Origin of the sequence: Paragemmobacter ruber, from assembly GCF_009908315.1 — a bacterium.
Taxonomy (GTDB): Bacteria; Pseudomonadota; Alphaproteobacteria; order Rhodobacterales; family Rhodobacteraceae; genus Paragemmobacter; species Paragemmobacter ruber.
Genome location: NZ_JAAATW010000001.1, coordinates 1 through 17,917, shown reverse-complemented (window position 1 = coordinate 17,917; position 17,917 = coordinate 1). Strand labels below are relative to the sequence as shown.

Genomic DNA, 17,917 nt, shown 5'->3' with positions numbered 1-17,917 from the left:
AGGTTATGACGGCAGCGAATACGCCCGATATCGGGTATGGCACGATCCTGCGGGTGGGGGCGACCCTTGCCGCCACCACGGCGACGGTGGCGGTGGGGCGGTTGCAGAGCGTAAACCCGCCCCCCTATTCCCGCGATGTGGTGGATATCACGGGAATGGATTCGCCGGGGCATACGCGGGAGTTCATTCCCGGCCTGATCGACCGGGGCGAAGTGGCGGCGGAGATTGTTTGGGTTCCCGGTGATGCGACCGACGATCTGATCCAGGCGCTGCTGACAGAGCGGGAGCCGCGCGTGTGGGAGGTGGCTTTCCCGCAGATCGCCGCCACGCCGCCGGTGTGCAATTTCCGCGCCTTCATCACCGGCTGGGAGCCGGGCGTTCCGATGGAGGACAAGATGACCGCCAGCATCACCCTGAAGGTGACCGGCGTTCCGACCTGGACGGGTGTCTGATGCAGCGCGCGGTCGAGTTCGAGGCGAACGGGGCGCGGCATCAGCTGCGCCTTGATGCCAAGGCGATGATGCAGATCGAGGCCGATACCGGGTTGCCGTTCGGCAAGGCGGTCAAGCTGTTGAACGCAGGCGAGGATGTGCGGGTCACCGATATGGTCACGTTCTTTCGGGCGGCGTTGAACGGTGGCAAGCTGACGATGGATGAGGCGGCAGAGGTGTTTGTCGCGGTCGGTTTCGGGCGGGGCGGGGAACTGCTGGGCGAGGCGATCACGCTGGCCTTTCCGCAAGAGGCCAAGGGTGCCAGCGGCACGGGAAAGCGGAAGGGGACGGCGGCCTAGACTGGCCGTCGCTGCTGCGATCCTGGGTCGCAGTCGGGCTGCCGCCGGACCTGTTCTGGTCTGTGACCCCGCGCGAGATGCAGGTGATGATGAAGGGCGCGGCGGAGGGTTTCCGCCGTGACCAAGGGTTGACCTACAGTCTGGCGCAGCTGGTGGGCTGGGCGGTGAACAATCCGAAGGAGATGCCGAAGTTCGAAAAGGTCTTTCCTGACCGCAAGCCGAAACCGGCGCAGACGCCCGATCAGCTTTACGCGGCGATGCGGGCGTGGACGATCCATCTGGGCGGCACGCCGCCCCCCAAGGTTCATTAGGAGGTAAGGCATGGCAGCCATTGTCGGCGCGTTGCGGGCGGTTCTGTCGCTGGATTCGGCGGCGTTTGAGAAGGGCCTGACGGCGGCGCAGAAAAGCCTTGCCGGGTTCGACCGGCGGATGAAGGCCATCGGCAATGGCATCGCCGCCGCCGGGGCGGCGATGAGTGCGGCGGGCGCGACCATCGGCATGGCCATTCGTGGGCAGATCGATCAGGCCGATGCCATGGGCGAGACGGCGGAGAAGCTGGGCGTTTCGGTCGAGGCCTATTCGGCGCTGTCCTACGCGGCGAATGTTTTGGGCGTTTCGCAGGAAGGGCTGGAGACATCGACCCGGAACCTGTCGCGCCAGATGGCGGCGGCAGCGGGGGGCAGCGAGGCGGCGCAGGCGACATTCGCAAAACTCGGGGTGAGTGTCACCGATGCTGCGGGCGAGGTGCGCAGTGCGGATGCGGTGATGGCCGATCTGGCGGATGGCTTTGCGCAGCTGCCGGATGGTGCCGAAAAAACCGCGCTGGCGATGCAGCTGTTCGGGCGGTCGGGGGCCGACATGCTGCTGATGATGAACGGCGGGGCGGATCAGTTGCGCGCGCTGGCCGATGAGGCGCGCACCCTTGGGCTGGTGATAGATGGGGATACGGCAGACGCGGCGGGCAAGTTCAATGAGAACCTGGACAAGCTGCGGCTGGCGTTGGATGGGGTTTCGATGCAGATCGCGGGCGTGATGGCCCCGGTTCTGGCGCAGCTGACCGATTACCTGATCCAGGCGGCGAACTGGTTCAACAGTCTGCCGGATGGGGTGCAGCAGGCCATCACGGGCTTTGCCGGGTTGACGGTGGTGATCGGCCCGCTGCTGATCGGGCTGGGGCTGGCGATCAGTTCGCTGGGGGTGATTGCGGGGGCGTTTGCTGCGATTTCTGCGCCGGTGGCGCTGGCGGTCGCGGCCATCGCGGGTGTCGCCTACGGCGCATATCAGCTTTACCAGAATTGGGATGGCGTCACGGACTGGTTCGCAGGTCTGTGGGAGGGCATCAAGGCCGGGGTCGCGGTGGGCTGGGAAGCGATCAAGGCATCGCTGGCGATCTATATGCCTGCGGTCCTGATCTATCAGAACTGGGACGGGATCACCGGCTGGTTCGATGCCCGATGGTCCGAGATTCAGGCTGGGGTTCGGCTGGGTTGGGATGCGGTCAAGCTGGTGCTGGCGGAGTATCAGCCTGCCGCGCTGATCTACAATAACTGGACCGGGATCAGCGAATACTTCGCCGCACTGTGGGTTGGGGTGAAGGGCGCGTTTCAGAACGGGTGGCAGGCGATCAAGGCGCTGGCGACCGGCTGGGCAACAGAGTTCATGCAATTCGGGCGCGATATCGTTGACGGCTTGAAGGCCGGGATCACCGAGCGTTGGGATGCGATGGTCGGCTGGTTTCAGGACAAGGCGGATCGCCTGACGGCAGACTTTGCCAGCTGGTTCGGTATCCAGTCGCCGTCCCGCGTCATGCGCGAGATGGGCGGGTTCATCACGCAAGGCCTGCAGCTGGGCCTGCAGGACGGGTTGCCGGGGGTGCAGGGCGCGATGACCGGCGTTGCGCAGGCCATCGGTGCGCCTGCGGATTCGATGAAGTCGGCGCTGCAGGGTGTGGGGCAGACGGCAAAGCAGGTTTTCCAGGGGCTGATCAGCGGGTCGATGAGCGCGCGGGATGCGCTGTCGCAGGTGCTGTCGCGGCTGGCCGAGGCGGCGACGAATTCGCTGTTTTCTTCGATTTTCAGCGGCGGTGGCTTCCTTGGCGGGATCGGTGATCTGCTGGGCTTTGCCAAGGGTGGCGCGTTCGATCAGGGCCGGGTGATGGCCTTTGCCAAAGGCGGCATTGTCAGCGGGGCCACGGCCTTTGCGATGTCGGGCGGTCTGGGCGTGATGGGCGAGGCCGGGCCGGAGGCGATCATGCCGCTGACGCGGGATTCCTCTGGTGCGCTGGGGGTGCAGGCCATCGGCGGTGGCGGCGTGCTGACCATCGCGCTGGCGGATGGCCTTAAGGCCGAATGGCTGGGCGAGGCGCGCGGGCAGACCGTGCAGATCGTGAGCGCATCGCAGGCCGAGACGCAACGCGCCTTTCCCGGTGTGGCGAACACCTATGACCAGCGGGGGACGGTATGATCCGTTCGATCATTGATCTGCCTTCGATCTTTCTGCGCCTGTCCAAGGTCGATTGGGATATCGACCCGCGCGGGCGCAGTGCGGGCGAGGATGTGCGCGGCGGCGATCAGGTGGTGGTGACCGGCTTTCCGCGGTTCATCGCGGCGCCCGAGCTGGTGTTGCCGGAATACATGATCGGGCATTTCCGTGCGATCCGGGCGCGGCTGCGCGGGCGGCAGAACGCGGTGCGCGTGGCGATGATCGATCCCATCGGCCTGCAGCTGGAGCGCGGTGAGGTGCTGCAGGAATGGCGCGCCTATCTGGCAGGTCAGTGGGTGGAGCCGCGCCCGGTTGCGTTGGCGGTGGGGTCAAGCCTTGCCGGGGCCGCCAGCATCGTGATCGATGAGCGCGCGGCCCGGCAGCCCGTGCGGGTGGGCCAGTACCTTTCCTATCAGGACTGGCCGTTTCTGGTGACCGGGCGGAGCGGCGCGGGCGCGGCGGTCACGCTGCAGGTGGAGATGCTGCGCCGCGCGATCCCGGCAGGGGCGCAGATCGATCTGCTGGCGCGCGGGGTGTTCCTGAATACCGATCTGGGGGCGGGCAATCCGGCCTATGGGATGGACCGCGTGGCCGCGCCCCGGCTGGTCCTTTCGGAGTGGATCACGCGATGAGTTTCTTTCCGGCTGGGTTTGACTGCCGCGCCGATCTGGTGGGGGTGTTGCATCTTGCCAATGTGAACACGCCTGATGGGGATTATGGGTTCCTGCTGGGCGAGGATGGCAGATTCACCGATACGACCGGCAAGGTGTGGGTCGGGTCGCGGCTGCTGGATGTTCCGGCGCAGGAGATGAGCATCAACGGGACCGCCCCGGCGGGATCGATCACGATGAACTATTTCCGCGACCCTGACCGCGCCGATGATCCGCTGATGGCGCAGGTGCAGGCGCTGGGGGCGGATTATGTGCGGGGGCGCCCCATCACGTTCCTGGTGCAGCCGCTGTTTGCGCAGTCGGACCTGTGGCAGCCGCAGGTGGCCCCGCTGCCGCTGGCGCGGCTGACGATGCAATCCATCAGGTTCGGGATCAATGGCCCGGTGCAGCGCAGCCTGACGCTGACTTATGAGGGCGTCTATGCCGGGCGGAATGAGGCGCGGGGCTGGTTCTATACGACAGAGGACCATGCCAAGCTGCTGGGCGGGGTGGCGAACCCTTCGCTGCGTTTTGCGCCGCAGGACAACCGCCAGCCGGAAAAGCTGTTCTGATGGACCGTCTGCTGGCTTTCGTGAACCTGCAGCAGGTCGAGCCGTTCCTGTGGGGGCAGTCAGACTGTGTGCTGATGGCAGCGGATTGGGTGCGGGCGGTGCGCGGGGTCGATCCCGCTGCCGATCTGCGGCTGACCTATGGATCGGCGGCCGAGGCGGAGCGGGTGCTGCGCTGGTATTCCGATCCGCTGGCCGTGGTCGCGCCGCGCATGGCGGCGGCGGGCTTGGCGCTTACGGATGCGCCGGTGCGCGGGGATGTGGCGGTGATCGATGTGCCGGATGAGCGCGGGCGGATGCGCCCGCATGGCGCTGTGCTGTTCGGGCAAAGGTTCTGGGCGGTGCGCGCCGAGGTGGGTGTGACGTGCATCGCGCGGGATGTGGTCGCGATGCGGGCGGCTTGGGGGGTCGGTTATGTGGTTTAAGCCGGGTCTGCTGGCCTGTGTCCTGCTGTTCTGCGTTGCCCCTGACCCGGCGCATGCCGCGCCCGTGCTGGGGTTTATCGGATCGATCATCAGCGGCGTGATCGGGGCCTTCGGCGCGGGCGGGTTTTTCAGCACCATCGCGGGCAGGCTGGCGCTGGTGGTCGGGTTGAATGCGTTGAGCGCCCGGATGGCGCAGCGGCGGGTGCCTCAGCCTACGCCGCAGGATGTGATGTCGAACCAGTCGCAGCCGTTGTCAGCGATGGAGCGGGTCTATGGTCGGGTGCGCAAAGGGGGGCCGAAAGGGTTCACCGGCTTTTTCAGCGCCACGCGGTTTTATTCGGTGATCATCGCCGCGCATCGCACGAAAGGCCCGGTCGAGCATTGGCTGGACAAGACACAGGTGATGCTGGACGCGGCCGGTGCGGTAACCACTGCGCCGATTGCCGGGTTCGGCGCGATCCGTACCTATCGCGGCCTGCCGGGGCAGGGGGTCGATCCCGGTCTGGATGCTGCCTTTGCTGAGATCGGCCCGGCGCATAACTTCGCGGGTCTGAGCCATGCGGTAATCGAGGCCAAGAAACCGCCGCAGGAGTCGTTCCAGACCATCTATCCGAATTCCCGCGAGTGGGAGTATGCCCCGGTGTGGGAGGGTCATGATCAGATCTACGATCCGCGCACTGCGACCTATGGCTACACCGACAACGCCGCGCTTGTGATCGCGCATGAGGCCTCAGTCGTGTTCGGTAAGCCTGTGGATTGGGCGGTGGTGGCAGAGGAAGCGGCGATCTGCGATCAGATCGTGACGGATCGGAACGGCGTGTCGCGCAAGCGGTGGGCCGTGGGGGCGGTAATCCGCGACGATATGAACTGGGAAGATGTGCGCGCGGCGCTGGGTCTGGCCTGTGATGCGTTCTTCTGGGAGACGCCTTTGGGCGAGGTGGGGTTCCGGGTCGGGCGCTGGATCGCGCCCACGGTGACGCTGACGGCGGCTGATTTCCTTTCGGTGCAGGTGTCGGATTCGGATCATGGGCCTGATCTGCCGGGTGAGTTCTGCCTGCGATATACCGAACCGGCCAATGGCTGGCTGGAGGGTACGACCGGGGCCATTGTGATCACGCCCAACGGGAAGCGGCGTGTGGATGACTGCTTTGCGGTCACAAACCACAATCAGGGCTGCAGGATCACAAAGCGGATCGGGCGGCAGCAGTGGGCGCGCTGGCGCTTGTCGGGTGTGGTCAAGCTGATCGGCTATGAGTGCATCGGGCAGCGGTTCCTGCGGATCGACCTTTCGTCGGAAAACCCGGCTTGGGTGTTCGATGTAGAGGTCAAGAAACTGTCGCGGGATGCGGGCGGGCTGACGTTCCGGCTTGAGGCCGTATCGGCATCGGCGGCAGATTTCGCATTCAACGCGGCGGTCGAGGAACCCGAGATGGCGCAGCGTGGCGAGGTCGGATCGGTCAACGTGGTGCCGGAGCCGGTGGGTTTGTGGGGCCGGGCGGTGCAAGTGTCGGCGGCGGCTGTGCTGCGCTGGCGGTGGCCTGCGCAGGCGGCAGGGCTGATCCAGGATTTTCGGTATCGGAAGGTTGGCGAAACCGACTGGACGGCGGTGGCGGTCGCGGAAGGGCAAACCGTTGCATCGGTGCGCGGTCTGATCAGTGGCGAGGATTACGAGGCGCAGGCGCGCAATCGGGAGGGTAGCGGGCGCGTGTCGGGCTGGTGGCCCGCTGTGCCGGTGCCAGTCGTCTTGAACCCCTCTGCGGCCGCGCCTGCGGCCTTGCCGGTCGTATCGGTGACTGCCGGGACGGGGCGGCAGGTGAACTTGTCATGGATGGCCTCACCTGCGCCTTACTTCGGTGTGCGCATCTGGCGCGGGACGACGACTGTTTTCAGCGAGGCGGCGGCGGTCTTGCATGAGATCGGCGCGGCAGGCGCATCGGATAGCGTGATCGATGCACCGACAGGAGCCGTGCCGCAGCAGGGCAGCACGGTCCAGTCGGAAACGTATGTCTACTGGATCGAGCCGATCAACAGCGCCGGTATCAGCGGCCCGCGCGCCGGGCCGTTTACCGTGATCCTTTACTTCGGTCTTTAACAAACCAGGGGGGCGGTCGATGCCTTTGACGATGACCCGGATCACCGGGCAAATCCTGATGCCTGACAACACGGTCCCGCCGAATGCGCGGGTCGAGTGGCTGCTGGTCGCACCGGGGCGGGAAGATGGGCGGATCGTCGCGCCAGGGCCGGATATCTTCTCGCTGGACAGCACCGGGCAGATGGACGGGCTGCTGTGGGCCAGTGCGTTGAATGAGCAGGATGGCGTGGTCCTGCCGCTGGCCTATCGGGTGACGCTGACATGGTGGAACCCCGAGCATGGGCGGCGTGAGACCGCGGCGTTGGGATCGGCGGTGATCTGGGCGTCACCGCAGCCCTTGACGCCCATGCAGGTGATCAACGGCGGGCAGTATGTGCCGTTGCAGGGTGACGCCTTGGCGACCATGCTGGCCTATCTGGCGCAGGCGACCGTGCAGGCGAACTTGGCGCAGAGTTTTGCCACGCAGGCGACCGATGCTTCCATCATCGCCATGGCCAGCGCCGCGAATGCGCAGGCCATCGGCTTTGCCGCGCGCGAATTCGCGGGCCTGTTTTCTGGCAATCTGGACACGCTGACCTGCATCGGCCTGCCTGCGAAAGAGCGGGTTTATACTCTTGCGACGGGCTTTACCAATGGCCCGCCGCTGGTTGGCCCGCCTGATCTGGTCGAAGTGATCCCGACTGCCGCTTACAAGAACCTTGCCATGGGTTCTGCGGATGTCGGTAATTCAACGCCCTGGCCAACGCCCGTTGTCCAGAATGGCCTGACCGCGACAAAGGTCGCAACGGGGGTCGATGGCGATGGCCTGCCTTACGCGGATTACCGGCTGCAGGGGACTGCGACAGGGGTGCATGACGGTATCTACAACGTCATGCAGTCGCAGCAGGCCACTGCCGAAGGCGCGCAGTTCGCGGCGGGTTTCATCGCACGGCGGATTGCGGGGTCTTTGTCTGCGGGGCGCGGCTTGCGCGTGGCCTTGAACCAGCGGACGGGTGGCAGCAGCACCGGGACAAACCTTGGCCCGATTATCGCGGGCAGTTCGGATGAACTTTCGTCGGTTTCGATGACCATCGGCAGCGGGCGGGACGCGGTGCGGACCTTTATCCGTTTTCAATGCGATGCGGGCGATGTGATCGATGTGACCTTCCGCATCAAGGCGCTGCAGATGGAGGCGGGCTTGAATCGCACCGGCTATGAGCCGGTGCGCACGGTGACAGATGTTTTCCCCGGCAGCCCGATCCGAAGTGTCATGCAGCGCGTGGTGGCTGCCCCGGTAATAATTGGCGATCTGGTCATTCCCCAGCGCGGCGCGGCGCGGCAGTTGAGCGCGGGCGGGTGGCTGCCGTGGGTATACGCCGCCGAAATGTTCTGGCGCTATCTGAGCGCGCCGCAGGCCATCACGTCTGCGTCGCTTCTGACCCTACTCCATGGGCTGCCGCGTGCGCCGTCAGAGGTGAAGCTGGTGGCCCGATGCATCACGGCGCAGTCGCCCTATGCTGTTGGGGATGAAGTGGACATCGTGGCCGGCGCGGCAGTGTCCTGGAACCAAACTGCGATCATGGTGCGAACCGGGGCATCCGTCACCGCGCTTAACAATTCCGGGGGGTCTTTGACGCTGAACGCGGCCAACTGGCAGTACATCGTGAGGGCGCGCTGATGGAGGATGATCGAGTGATCGGGGGCTTCGTCAATACGCAGTTCTTCGTGGATACCCAAGGCCGGTTCATCGGCGCTTTCGGTGACGGGGCCACGCCGCCCGAGGGCGCGGTCGAGGTCGATGTGCCGCCGCCGGATGGGCGCATGGTCTGGGCGGGTGAAGGGTGGACCTACGATCCTGCAACCTTTCAGGCGATCTGCGCTGCCGCGATAGATGCCCATGTCGAGGCGACCGCGCAGGCAAAGGGCTATAACGGCGCGGCGCATCTGGCATCCTATGTGGCATCGACGGTGCCAGCCTGGGCGGCGGAGGCGCAGGCCTTTGTGGCGTGGCGCGATGCCGTGTGGCTGGCCGCCTATGCCATGCAGGAAACGGCGGTCCCGCCGCCTGCGGTAGCGGATGTGATCGCGGGCCTGCCGGTGATCGAGTGGCCCGAATGACCGAACGCAAGGGGGCGGTGACGCGGGCGGAGTTCGAGGCGATGCGGGCGGAGATCGCGGCGTTGGTCGAAACAGTGGATGCGCAGGCACGGCAAGCGGCAGATGCGCAGGCCTTGCGGCATGAGGATAGCCAGAAGATCGACCGGCTTTATCAGGCGCTGATGGTGCCGCAGCCGGGCAATGAGAAGGCGCTGGTGGATCGTGTGGCTGCGGTCGCCATCGCCTTTGAGGTGGGGGATCAGGCCACGCGCTGGATCGTGCGTGGCGCGCAGGTACTGGCCGCGCTTGGCGTGATCGTTGGCACGATCTGGGCGATCCGGCACGGCGGGGGCGGTCCCACGCGCTAAGGGTGTTTCTACAGTGAAAGGGGTGCAGGTGATGTGGGTTCGCGGGTGGCGGGCGGTGATGACACGCGCATGGTCGATGCGGCTGATGTTTGTGGCGGTGGTGCTTTCGGCGGTGGAGGTGTTTCTTGCCTTCGTTTCGCCCGATCTGATCGGCCTGCCGCCAGGCGTGTTCGCTGCGCTGGCGGGGCTGGTGACGGTGGCGGCCATGGTTGCGCGGCTGGTGGTGCAGAGATCCTTGCGGGCGTTCCTTGGCGATGACGACGGGGCGGTTTCGCGCCGGGTGGCCGGGGTGGCGGGCCTTGGCGCGGCGCTGGCTGCAGCGGTAGCGATCATCGCGCCGTGGGAGGGTGTGGAGCTGCGCGCCTATCGCGACATCGTGGGGGTGCCGACGATCTGTTACGGCGAGACGCGCGGGGTGCAGATGGGCGATGTGGCCACGCTGGAGGAATGCCAGACGATGCTGGCGCGCGGCGTGGCGGAGTTCGAGCGGGCGATCCGGCCTTGCCTGCCTGCGGTGTTGCCAGCCGAGACGCGGGCGGCGTTCATCTCTGCCGCGTATAACATCGGGTCTGCCGGGTTCTGCCGATCGAGCATGTCGCGCCGCGCGCTGGCGGGCGATCTGCGCGGGGCCTGCGATGCGCTGCTGATGTGGAACAAGGCCGGGGGGCGTGTCGTGCGCGGGCTGGTGAACCGGCGCAATGCGGAGCGGGCGCTGTGCTTGCAAGGGCTGGGCGGGTGATGCGCCTGCGCGGCGGTGCGGTGCCGCTGGTCGCTGCGCTGGCGATGCTGGCCGGGGCATATGGATGGGGCTGGTCGCAGGGTGCGGCGCGGGTCGAGGCCCGCGTGGCGGCCGAGCGGGCGGCAGAGGTGGCCAGCGCGCGGGCGCGGGAGCGGGCGCTGGTGCAGGCGGTGGATCAGGTGGCGAGGGATGCGGATGAACGGGAAGCGGAATTGCGGGCTGCTGCTGCTGGGGCTGCTGCCGATCTTGTGCGCCTGCAGCGCGCCATTGTCAGTGCCGGTGGCGCTGCAACTGCCGCCGCCGCCCCCGGCGCTGATGCGCCCGCCGTCGCAGCCGGATTCCTTGGGGAGTGCGCGGCGCAGCTTGTCGAGGTGGCAGAGCGGGCTGACGGCTACGCCCGCCAGCTGATCGGGCTGCAGGCGTATGTGGAAAGGGTGTGTCGGTAGCGGGGGCGGTCAGCGCCGCCCCCGCTGTTCTTAGGCTGGCACCAGAATAGGCCACGCGCGCTTTCCGTACGCGCTGGCGTGAAGCCTCTGCCCTGTGACCGCACATGTTCGCCAAGGGCGGAAGATGTACTTGTATCCGGGCGGTGGAGGCGGAAGGGTGTGCCTCACCATCAACAGTTCCTTTCATGTTGAGGCGCGACCCGCTGGCCGTCTTGACGGCCTTCTTCCCCCCGTGCCACCTTGTGCACACTATCGGGAGAGATGAGCGCGGATCGCGCGTTCCTGTTTCCTACGGCAAGCCGGAGGTGATCACTTCGGCTTGCCCTTACTCATCACCATAGCCTGTACCCGTCGGGTACCATCACAACCTGTCGCGGCGGCGGACCCTGTTCAACATAAATGTTGGGGGGTTACGGGCGATTTTTCGCTTGACGATTTTCCTGCAACAGGGTGTTGACATTCTACCCGGGTTGTGGGTCGAACTGTGGAAAAGCCCGATCTTCTGGTTTGCAACTGCTGACTAACCCATTGTTTTTGTTAGTGCCGTTTTTCGGGGCGTTTGCAGAAAAAGGCTTTTCTTTCAATGATTCGTAGCGGCTTTGGGTACCGTAGGTCGTAGGTTCGAATCCTATCGCCCCGACCAGCATCACGAGAAAACATCACTGGTCCGCCCCCAGGGGCGCGCAGGGCGGGCCGCCGTGGCGGGTGGGGCCTGCGACTTTGGCCGGATGCGGCGGGCCGGGTTGACGCGCTGCGGGGGCTTGTCTACCAATCACGAAGTGTGACGCCCCGCGGGGCGGCGGCTTTGCTTCTGTGCTGCGGTTTTGGGACGAGTGTGATGGTGTGTGACGGGTCCGGCAGGGGCGCAGGGCAGGCGGGAATTTCAGTATCCTCAACGGTTTGGCGGCAGCGGCGCGCGGGGGGCGGCGGATGCTGTTGATCCGCAATGTCGTGCGCGCCCCGGTGCGCGAGATCGACCCCGACGCGCCGCCTGTGGCGACCTATATGTTCACGCGTTTCAACGTGCCGATCCCCGAATACCGGGCGCGGCTGGCGGAAGAGGGGATCGACTTTGGCGATTGGCTGCGGTCGAAGCGGGATGCTTTCCTGCGCTATTGCCTGCCATCGGTTCTGGCGCAGTCGCGGCGGGATTTCGTCTGGCTGATCGGGTTCGGCGAACGGACCGACGAGGTGGAAGAGATCCTTGCCGCCTGCGCGCCCCATCCGTTCATCAAGCCGGTTTTCCTGACGGGCGGGGGGCGCAAGCTGGCCGATGCGGTGCGGGCCGAACATGCGGCGCGCGGGCCTGCGGCGCATGTGATGACGGTGCGGCTGGACTGTGATGACGCGCTGAACGTGCATTACTTCTATAACATGCAGGTGTCGGCGCGGGCGGCCATCGAGGCGGGTGAGATCGGCGCGGATCGCCCGGGCATGGCGTTGTGCTTTTCCTTCGGGGCCAAGCTGTCGGGCAAAAGCTGGTGCCCGGCGGTGTGGCAGCAGAACCCGTTTCTTGCCCTCTTGGAACCGGGCGACCGTCCGTTGCAGACGGTGTTTTCGCGGGCGCATGGCAAGATCCACGAGGTGGCCGACAGTCGCGACCTCCACACGCTGCAGCCGATGTGGTTGCAGGTGGTGGGGCAGGACAATGTGATGAACCGGCTGGAGCGCCGCGAGGGGCCGGTGCTGCCGGTGACGAAAGAGGTGATGGCGCTGTTCGGTCTGCCGGTCGGGGGCGGGCAGGCATGACGGGGCGCGGGGCGATGGGGCGCGGGGGGGGTGGGCGCGTGCGGACGGGGGCCAAGGTCTGGGTGCATGTCGGCCTGCCGAAATGCGGATCGACGACGGTGCAGCGCTACTTCGCCGCCCATGCGGAGCAATACCGCGCGCAGGGCCTGTGCTATCCCGCGACCGGCCGCAGCACGGGCGGCTATCGCAGCCATGAACCCATGGCCCGCATGGCGCCGGCCGACCTGCCCGCGCTGGTGGCGGCCATCGCGAGCGAGGCAGCGGGATGCGACCGCATCTTGCTGTCCTGCGAGGATTTCGCCAATGCGCTGCCCTTGGGCAACGGGGCGGCGCTGGTGGCGGAGTTGAACCGCGTCTTCGGGGCGGATCAGGTGCGGGTGCTGGCCTATTTCCGCAACGTGCATGATTTTGTGGCCTCGTGCTATGCGCAATTCGTGATGGGCGGGCTGTTCAAGATCAACGCGGGGCGGTTCTTCCAGGGAGCGGGCGACGATCCGGCGGCCACTAATCTTGCGGCCTTCGTCGCGGCCTTTGAGGCGCTGAAGGGCTTTCCGCTCTATTCCCTGCGGGGACATGCCGATCAGATCGCGCGGCATTTTCCCGACAATGCGGTGGTGCTGAAATCCATCGAGCGGATGGATATCGGGGAGGGCGGGCTGATCGGGGATATCTGCCGCACGCTTGGGGTGGATGTGCTGGAGGTGCCGCCAGCGCAGAACACGCGGGTGTCGAACCTACTGCTGGCGGCGGCGGTGTCGGCGCGGCGGCAGGTATCGACGGAAGCGTTCCGCCGCCTGCGCCCGCATCTGGCCCGTATGGTGAACGGGCCGAAATGGGCGGCGCGGGCAGGGTTTGACCGGGCGGATCTGCATGTGGATGCCGCCCTGCACGCCCGGATTACGGCGACGGTCGGTGCCGAGCGGGCCACGCTTGCCGCGCGTTTCGCCACCGGGACCGACGGGCTGGCCGAGGATCGCTGGACACCCGCGACGGGCCAGGATGTGCTGACCCGCGCCGAGGAGGCGCAGATCCGCCGCCTGATCGCGCGGCACGCCGCACCGGCCCCGGCGCCGGGCTGATCGGGGTATGGCTGCCGTCCTAGGTGGCGACGGCATCTTTGTGCCGTCGGCTGCGGCGGTGCCGGGGCGGGGGTGCAGAAAACATCCCCGGTTGCGCCATTTTGTGGCATATCCGATTCCGCGATGGAGGATATGCGATGGCAGTCTTGGGGTTGCGATGGTTGCTGACGGGCCTTTCGGCCCTGGTTCTGGCGCAGATCGCCCAGGCCGATCCGCTGCCCCTGCCGGAGGGTCCCGTCGTCCTGACGGTGACCGGTGCGATCACGCAGGCCAACAGCGCTGACGGGGCGCATTTCGATCTGGCTATGCTCGAGGCTTTGGGAACGGTCGAGATTCATACCACCACCATCTGGACGCATGGACCGCAGGTCTTTCGTGGCGTGCCGCTGGCACGGCTGGTCGAGGTGCTGGGCGCCGAGGGCGAGGTGATCGCGGCGACCGCGCTGAATGAATACACGGTGGAGATCCCGTTGAAGGATGCGGTGGAGGGCGGGCCGATTCTGGCCTTTGCCCGGAACGGATCGCATCTGTCGGTGCGTGAGAAGGGGCCACTCTGGGTGATCTATCCCTATGACAGCCATCGTGATTTCCAGTCCGAGGTGATCTATGCCCGCTCCATCTGGCAGGTGAAGGAGATGGAGATCCGCTAGGGCGCGGCTTGCCGTCCGGGCCGGGGAGGGCCATATCGAAGGGTGTCGCGATTGGCGACATCGGCCCGCCTTTGGCGCGGGCGAGAGGATGACATGACCATCGCTTTCGACAATTCCTGGGTGCGCGATCTGCCCGGCACCTATCTTTCGGCGAGCCCTGCGCCTGCGCCTGCGCCCCGGCTTCTGGCTTTCAATTCGCGGCTGGCCGAGGGGCTGGGTCTGGATGCGGCGGCCTTGCGGGAGGAGGCGGCCGAAATGTTTTCCGGTAACCGCCTGCCCGAGGGAGCTGAGCCCGTGGCGCAGGCCTATGCCGGGCATCAGTTCGGCGGGTTCTCGCCCCAGCTGGGCGACGGGCGGGCGCTGCTTTTGGGCGAGGTGCTGGATCCTGCCGGGCGGCGCTGGGATATCCAGTTGAAGGGATCGGGGCGGACCCCCTTTTCGCGGCGCGGCGACGGCAAGGCGGCGGTGGGGCCGATGCTGCGCGAGTATGTGATGGGCGAGGCGATGGCGGCGCTGGGCATCCCGACGACGCGGGCGCTGGCCGTGGTGGCCACGGGCGCGCCCGTGCTGCGCGAGGTGGAGTTGCCCGGCGCGGTGCTGGCGCGGGTGGCGGCGAGCCATATCCGCGTGGGCACCTTCCAGTTCTTTGCCGCGCGGGGGGATCAGGCGCAGGTGCGCAGGCTGGCCGATTACACCATCGCGCGCCACTACCCCGATGCGGCGGGGGCGGATAATCCCTATCTGGCGCTGTTCGATCAGGTCATCGGTGCGCAGGCGCGGCTGATCGCGCAGTGGATGGGGGTGGGGTTCATCCATGGGGTGATGAACACCGACAACATGGCCCTGTCGGGGGAAACCATCGACTACGGCCCCTGCGCGTTTATGGAGGGCTATGCGCCAGGGACCGTGTTTTCGTCGATCGACCATGGCGGGCGCTATGCCTATGCGAACCAGCCGCTGATCCTTGGCTGGAACCTCGCGCGGCTGGCCGAGGCGCTGCTGCCCCTGTTCGATGCCGATCAGGACCGGGCAGTGGACCGGGCGAATGTGGCGCTGGAAGGGATCGCGGGGCGCTACCGCGCGGAATGGGTGGCGGTGATGCGGGCCAAGCTGGGGCTGGCGGGGGCCGAGGCGGGCGATGGCGCGCTGGCCGATGATCTGCTGGCGGCGATGGAGGGGCAGGGAGCGGACTGGACGCTGACCTTCCGGCGGCTGGCGGGCGCGGTGGGGGGCGATGCGGGCGGGCTGGCGCCGCTTTTTGCTGATGCAGGCGGTTTGCGGGCGTGGCTGCCGCGCTGGCAGGCGCGGCTGGCCCCAGATGCGGCGGCGCGGATTCGCGCGGCCAATCCGGCGGTGATCGCGCGCAACCACAAGGTGGAAGAGGCGCTGGCGGCGGCGACGGCGGGCGATCTGGCCCCGTTCGAGGCGCTGGTGGCGGCGGTGTCGGAGCCTTTCGTAGAACGCGAGGCCTATATGCTGCCCGCGCCGCAGGGATTTGGCCGCCATGTCACCTATTGCGGCACCTGAGGCGCGTTGACCTTGGCGCGCCTGCGCGCCACGATGCGCCCATGACCGCGCGTTCCGACATCCATGACCGGCTTGCCGCATCCCTGCGCGACGCGCGCAAGGCGCGCGGCCTGTCGCTGGATGCGGTGGCGAAGCTGTCGGGGGTGTCACGCTCGATGGTCAGCCAGATCGAGCGCGGCGAAAGTTCGCCCACCGTGGCCACGCTGTGGAACCTGACGCAGGCATTGCAGGTGGATTTCGCAGGCCTTCTGGAGGGGCGCCCCGCGCCGGGGATCGAGGTCACGCGCGCGGGCGCAGCACCGGTGATCGCGCGCAGCCCCGGCGTGCGCATCCGCATCCTGTCGCCCGCCGAGGCGGTGGGGGAGCATGAGGTCTATGATCTGGTCTTTGCCGAAGGCGCGGCGCTGGTGTCCGAGGCGCATAGCGCGGGTTGCCGCGAACATCTGACGGTGATCGAGGGCGAGGTCACGGTGCGGTCAGGCGAGGAGGCCGAGGCGCTGGGGGCGGGGGACACGGCGCGCTATGCCGCCGACCGCCCGCATGAGATCCGCGCCCGGGGGGCGGCGCGGGCGATCCTGATTGTGCAGGGAAGTTAGGGCGGGGCTGGCTAGGCCGTGCCGGACAGCTCCGCCGCCAGCCAGGGCAGAAGCAGGGCGGCCACATCCTCTGCCGCTTCTTCGTGCATCAGATGCCCGCGCGCGGGGATTTCGGCATAGCTGCCATCGGGCAGTTGCGCCGCCGCCTCGCGCGAGATGCGGGCGGGAACGGCGCGGTCGCCGGTCGAGGCGATCAAGAGGACGGGCAGGGGCAGCGTCATGAGGCGGGGCATCACCTCTTCCAGCCGCCATTGGGCCATCATGCCCAGCGTGGCATCGACATGGGCGGGATCCTTCACCAGCGCGATGTATTGCGCCACGCCATCCTCGGCCAGAGGCGAGCCGGTGGTGACAAGAAGGCGCTGCACGGTGGCGGCATTGCCCCAGAGCCGGGCCACCACATGCGGGATGAAGGGCGTGACGGACAGCACCTTGGCCAGCAGCGGGAACAGCACGCCCGCCGCCCCGTCAAAGGCCCCGAGCGCCGCGTTCAGCCCCACGATGGCGCGCAGGGGCAGGATCTCGGCCAGACGCAGCGCCAGCGCGCCGCCCGCGGAATGGCCGATCACCGCGGCGGGGGCGATGTCGAGGGTGCGGCACAGTTCCGCCAGATCCTCGGCCATCGGGTCGATGCCATAGCGGCTGCGCGCCCCGGACCGCGTGAAGCCCTGACCGGGCAGGTCGGGGACGATGACGCGGTAATGCGGGGTGAGGAGCGGGATCAGCGTGCGGAAGCTGTGCCCCGATCCGCCCGCACCGTGCAGCAGCAACAGGACAGGCCCGGCGCCTGCGTCGATCACGCACCAGTCATGCGGGCGGCTGGCGATGCGGCGGGCGCGGTCGCGGTGGGGCCAGTCGGGGGGCATCTGGGCGAAATCCATCTCAGCCATCCAGCGCCTGGCCCAGGGCCGCCGACAGGCGGTGGGCATCGGCGCGCGGCAGGGCGAGGTAGGGGGCATCCATCATCAGGGCGAGATCGCGCAGCGCAGGTTGCGGGCGGTTGGCCACGTCGATCACCAGCGCGGGCGTGCCGGTGGCGCGGATCTGGCGGGCCAGCGTCTGCGCCTCGTCTTCCGCGCGGGGCCGGTCGGGCGTGCCGTCCAGCGCGATATTGCCGCGCCCGTCGGTCAGAAGCGCGATCGTGGGGGTCAGGCCGCGCCTGCGGGCCTGTGCCGCCGTGGCCAGCGCCAGATGCAGGGCCGAGGCCAGCGGCGTGCCGCCACCGCCCGGCACGCCCGCGAGGCGGCGCTTGGTCTGCACCAGCGATCGGGTGGGGGGCAGGATCAGTTCGGCCCGGTCGCCCTTGAAGGTGAGAAGCGCCACGTGATCGCGCCGGGCATAGGCCTGTGCCAGCAGCAGTTCCACCGCGCCCTTCGCCTCGGCCAGCCGTGCAAAGGCGGCAGAGCCTGAGGCATCGACGGCGAAGATCAGCACCCGGTCGGAGGTTTCGCGAAAGCGGCGCAGGCGGATGTCGGAGGCGCGCACCAGAAGGACGGCATCGGGGCGCGCGGTCTGGCGGCGGCGCAGCGGCTGCCACGGGGCGGCGGCGCGCAGGGTGGCCACAAGATCAAGCCGCGCGCCGGGCGACAGGCGGCCGGGGCGGGCGGGCAGGGGGCGGCCGCGCCGGTTGCCCCCATGTGCGGCGCCCGGTCCGGCAGAGGAAGGCGCGGCGCGGGCGGC

General features: G+C 67.5%; 20 protein-coding genes and 1 tRNA gene. 19 read left to right on the top strand and 2 right to left on the bottom strand.

Features of this window, described 5'->3' with window-relative positions; all coding sequences use genetic code 11:
• Positions 1 to 5: 5 nt before the first annotated feature.
• The 19 genes from GU920_RS00105 (at position 6) to GU920_RS00015 (ending at position 16,237) form a co-directional block, all read left to right on the top strand.
• Positions 6 to 452: a phage tail tube protein gene (locus tag GU920_RS00105; protein WP_161764754.1), complete on the top strand. Its 447-nt coding sequence runs from the start codon at positions 6 to 8 to the stop codon at positions 450 to 452.
• Positions 452 to 790 carry a GTA-gp10 family protein gene (locus GU920_RS00100; protein ID WP_161764752.1) on the top strand — a complete coding sequence of 113 codons (339 nt, stop codon included), beginning with the start codon at positions 452 to 454 and terminating at the stop codon, positions 788 to 790. The genes GU920_RS00105 and GU920_RS00100 overlap by 1 nt, the downstream gene beginning before the upstream one ends.
• Before the next feature lie 62 nt (positions 791 to 852).
• Positions 853 to 1,101, top strand: coding sequence for a hypothetical protein (locus GU920_RS00095; RefSeq protein WP_235932967.1), 249 nt, complete (start codon positions 853 to 855; stop codon positions 1,099 to 1,101).
• A 10-nt stretch (positions 1,102 to 1,111) separates the two neighbouring features.
• Positions 1,112 to 3,253 (top strand): phage tail tape measure protein, encoded by a 2,142-nt coding sequence (locus GU920_RS19860; RefSeq protein WP_161764751.1) that lies wholly within the window; start codon positions 1,112 to 1,114, stop codon positions 3,251 to 3,253.
• Positions 3,250 to 3,903, top strand: a complete 654-nt coding sequence (locus tag GU920_RS00085; protein ID WP_161764749.1) for a hypothetical protein — start codon at positions 3,250 to 3,252, stop codon at positions 3,901 to 3,903. The genes GU920_RS19860 and GU920_RS00085 overlap by 4 nt, the downstream gene beginning before the upstream one ends.
• Positions 3,900 to 4,493, top strand: coding sequence for a hypothetical protein (locus GU920_RS00080; protein ID WP_161764746.1), 594 nt, complete (start codon positions 3,900 to 3,902; stop codon positions 4,491 to 4,493). Before GU920_RS00085 ends, GU920_RS00080 begins: the two co-directional genes overlap by 4 nt.
• A complete protein-coding gene (locus GU920_RS00075) occupies positions 4,493 to 4,915 on the top strand; it encodes a DUF6950 family protein (RefSeq protein WP_161764744.1) in 423 nt (140 codons plus the stop codon). Before GU920_RS00080 ends, GU920_RS00075 begins: the two co-directional genes overlap by 1 nt.
• Entirely contained in the window at positions 4,905 to 7,007 is a 2,103-nt protein-coding gene (locus GU920_RS00070) for a fibronectin type III domain-containing protein (protein WP_161764742.1), read from the top strand. The genes GU920_RS00075 and GU920_RS00070 overlap by 11 nt, the downstream gene beginning before the upstream one ends.
• Positions 7,008 to 7,038: 31 nt before the next feature.
• Complete coding sequence (locus GU920_RS00065; protein ID WP_161764740.1) at positions 7,039 to 8,664, top strand: hypothetical protein; 1,626 nt, start codon at positions 7,039 to 7,041, stop codon at positions 8,662 to 8,664.
• Positions 8,664 to 9,104 (top strand): hypothetical protein, encoded by a 441-nt coding sequence (locus GU920_RS00060; protein ID WP_161764738.1) that lies wholly within the window; start codon positions 8,664 to 8,666, stop codon positions 9,102 to 9,104. Before GU920_RS00065 ends, GU920_RS00060 begins: the two co-directional genes overlap by 1 nt.
• Entirely contained in the window at positions 9,101 to 9,451 is a 351-nt protein-coding gene (locus GU920_RS00055; protein ID WP_161764736.1) for a hypothetical protein, read from the top strand. Before GU920_RS00060 ends, GU920_RS00055 begins: the two co-directional genes overlap by 4 nt.
• A 31-nt stretch (positions 9,452 to 9,482) precedes the next feature.
• Complete coding sequence (locus GU920_RS00050; protein WP_201743938.1) at positions 9,483 to 10,190, top strand: lysozyme; 708 nt, start codon at positions 9,483 to 9,485, stop codon at positions 10,188 to 10,190.
• Positions 10,187 to 10,636: a hypothetical protein gene (locus GU920_RS00045; protein ID WP_235932965.1), complete on the top strand. Its 450-nt coding sequence runs from the start codon at positions 10,187 to 10,189 to the stop codon at positions 10,634 to 10,636. Before GU920_RS00050 ends, GU920_RS00045 begins: the two co-directional genes overlap by 4 nt.
• Before the next feature lie 551 nt (positions 10,637 to 11,187).
• Positions 11,188 to 11,279: transfer RNA gene (locus GU920_RS00040), tRNA-OTHER, on the top strand.
• A gap of 287 nt (positions 11,280 to 11,566) precedes the next feature.
• Complete coding sequence (locus GU920_RS00035; protein WP_161764731.1) at positions 11,567 to 12,385, top strand: glycosyltransferase; 819 nt, start codon at positions 11,567 to 11,569, stop codon at positions 12,383 to 12,385.
• On the top strand, positions 12,382 to 13,464 hold the full coding sequence (locus tag GU920_RS00030) for a hypothetical protein (RefSeq protein WP_161764729.1): 1,083 nt from the start codon (positions 12,382 to 12,384) through the stop codon (positions 13,462 to 13,464). The genes GU920_RS00035 and GU920_RS00030 overlap by 4 nt, the downstream gene beginning before the upstream one ends.
• A gap of 137 nt (positions 13,465 to 13,601) precedes the next feature.
• Positions 13,602 to 14,114 carry a molybdopterin-dependent oxidoreductase gene (locus tag GU920_RS00025; protein WP_161764727.1) on the top strand — a complete coding sequence of 171 codons (513 nt, stop codon included), beginning with the start codon at positions 13,602 to 13,604 and terminating at the stop codon, positions 14,112 to 14,114.
• A gap of 93 nt (positions 14,115 to 14,207) precedes the next feature.
• Entirely contained in the window at positions 14,208 to 15,641 is a 1,434-nt protein-coding gene (locus GU920_RS00020; RefSeq protein WP_161764726.1) for a protein adenylyltransferase SelO, read from the top strand.
• A 41-nt stretch (positions 15,642 to 15,682) separates the two neighbouring features.
• Positions 15,683 to 16,237 carry a helix-turn-helix domain-containing protein gene (locus GU920_RS00015; protein ID WP_161764724.1) on the top strand — a complete coding sequence of 185 codons (555 nt, stop codon included), beginning with the start codon at positions 15,683 to 15,685 and terminating at the stop codon, positions 16,235 to 16,237.
• Between the two features lie 11 nt (positions 16,238 to 16,248).
• Here the strand turns inward: GU920_RS00015 and bchO are convergent, their stop codons facing one another.
• Positions 16,249 to 17,127, bottom strand: coding sequence for an alpha/beta fold hydrolase BchO (gene bchO, locus GU920_RS00010; protein WP_328799217.1), 879 nt, complete (start codon positions 17,125 to 17,127; stop codon positions 16,249 to 16,251).
• On the bottom strand, positions 17,120 to 17,917 hold a 798-nt coding region (locus tag GU920_RS00005), incomplete at its 5' end, for a VWA domain-containing protein (protein ID WP_161764722.1). The genes GU920_RS00005 and bchO, both read right to left, overlap by 8 nt.

What these genes read in the sequence shown, in the direction of transcription:
- GU920_RS00105 (WP_161764754.1), top strand. Translation starts at nt 6, where the DNA reads ATGACGGCAGCGAATACGCCCGATATCGGGTATGGCACGATCCTGCGG.
- GU920_RS00100 (WP_161764752.1), top strand. Translation starts at nt 452, where the DNA reads ATGCAGCGCGCGGTCGAGTTCGAGGCGAACGGGGCGCGGCATCAGCTG.
- GU920_RS19860 (WP_161764751.1), top strand. Translation starts at nt 1,112, where the DNA reads ATGGCAGCCATTGTCGGCGCGTTGCGGGCGGTTCTGTCGCTGGATTCG.
- GU920_RS00085 (WP_161764749.1), top strand. Translation starts at nt 3,250, where the DNA reads ATGATCCGTTCGATCATTGATCTGCCTTCGATCTTTCTGCGCCTGTCC.
- GU920_RS00080 (WP_161764746.1), top strand. Translation starts at nt 3,900, where the DNA reads ATGAGTTTCTTTCCGGCTGGGTTTGACTGCCGCGCCGATCTGGTGGGG.
- GU920_RS00075 (WP_161764744.1), top strand. Translation starts at nt 4,493, where the DNA reads ATGGACCGTCTGCTGGCTTTCGTGAACCTGCAGCAGGTCGAGCCGTTC.
- GU920_RS00070 (WP_161764742.1), top strand. Translation starts at nt 4,905, where the DNA reads ATGTGGTTTAAGCCGGGTCTGCTGGCCTGTGTCCTGCTGTTCTGCGTT.
- GU920_RS00065 (WP_161764740.1), top strand. Translation starts at nt 7,039, where the DNA reads ATGACCCGGATCACCGGGCAAATCCTGATGCCTGACAACACGGTCCCG.
- GU920_RS00060 (WP_161764738.1), top strand. Translation starts at nt 8,664, where the DNA reads ATGGAGGATGATCGAGTGATCGGGGGCTTCGTCAATACGCAGTTCTTC.
- GU920_RS00055 (WP_161764736.1), top strand. Translation starts at nt 9,101, where the DNA reads ATGACCGAACGCAAGGGGGCGGTGACGCGGGCGGAGTTCGAGGCGATG.
- GU920_RS00050 (WP_201743938.1), top strand. Translation starts at nt 9,483, where the DNA reads ATGTGGGTTCGCGGGTGGCGGGCGGTGATGACACGCGCATGGTCGATG.
- GU920_RS00035 (WP_161764731.1), top strand. Translation starts at nt 11,567, where the DNA reads ATGCTGTTGATCCGCAATGTCGTGCGCGCCCCGGTGCGCGAGATCGAC.
- GU920_RS00030 (WP_161764729.1), top strand. Translation starts at nt 12,382, where the DNA reads ATGACGGGGCGCGGGGCGATGGGGCGCGGGGGGGGTGGGCGCGTGCGG.
- GU920_RS00025 (WP_161764727.1), top strand. Translation starts at nt 13,602, where the DNA reads ATGGCAGTCTTGGGGTTGCGATGGTTGCTGACGGGCCTTTCGGCCCTG.
- GU920_RS00020 (WP_161764726.1), top strand. Translation starts at nt 14,208, where the DNA reads ATGACCATCGCTTTCGACAATTCCTGGGTGCGCGATCTGCCCGGCACC.
- GU920_RS00015 (WP_161764724.1), top strand. Translation starts at nt 15,683, where the DNA reads ATGACCGCGCGTTCCGACATCCATGACCGGCTTGCCGCATCCCTGCGC.
- bchO (WP_328799217.1), bottom strand. Translation starts at nt 17,127, where the DNA reads ATGGCTGAGATGGATTTCGCCCAGATGCCCCCCGACTGGCCCCACCGC.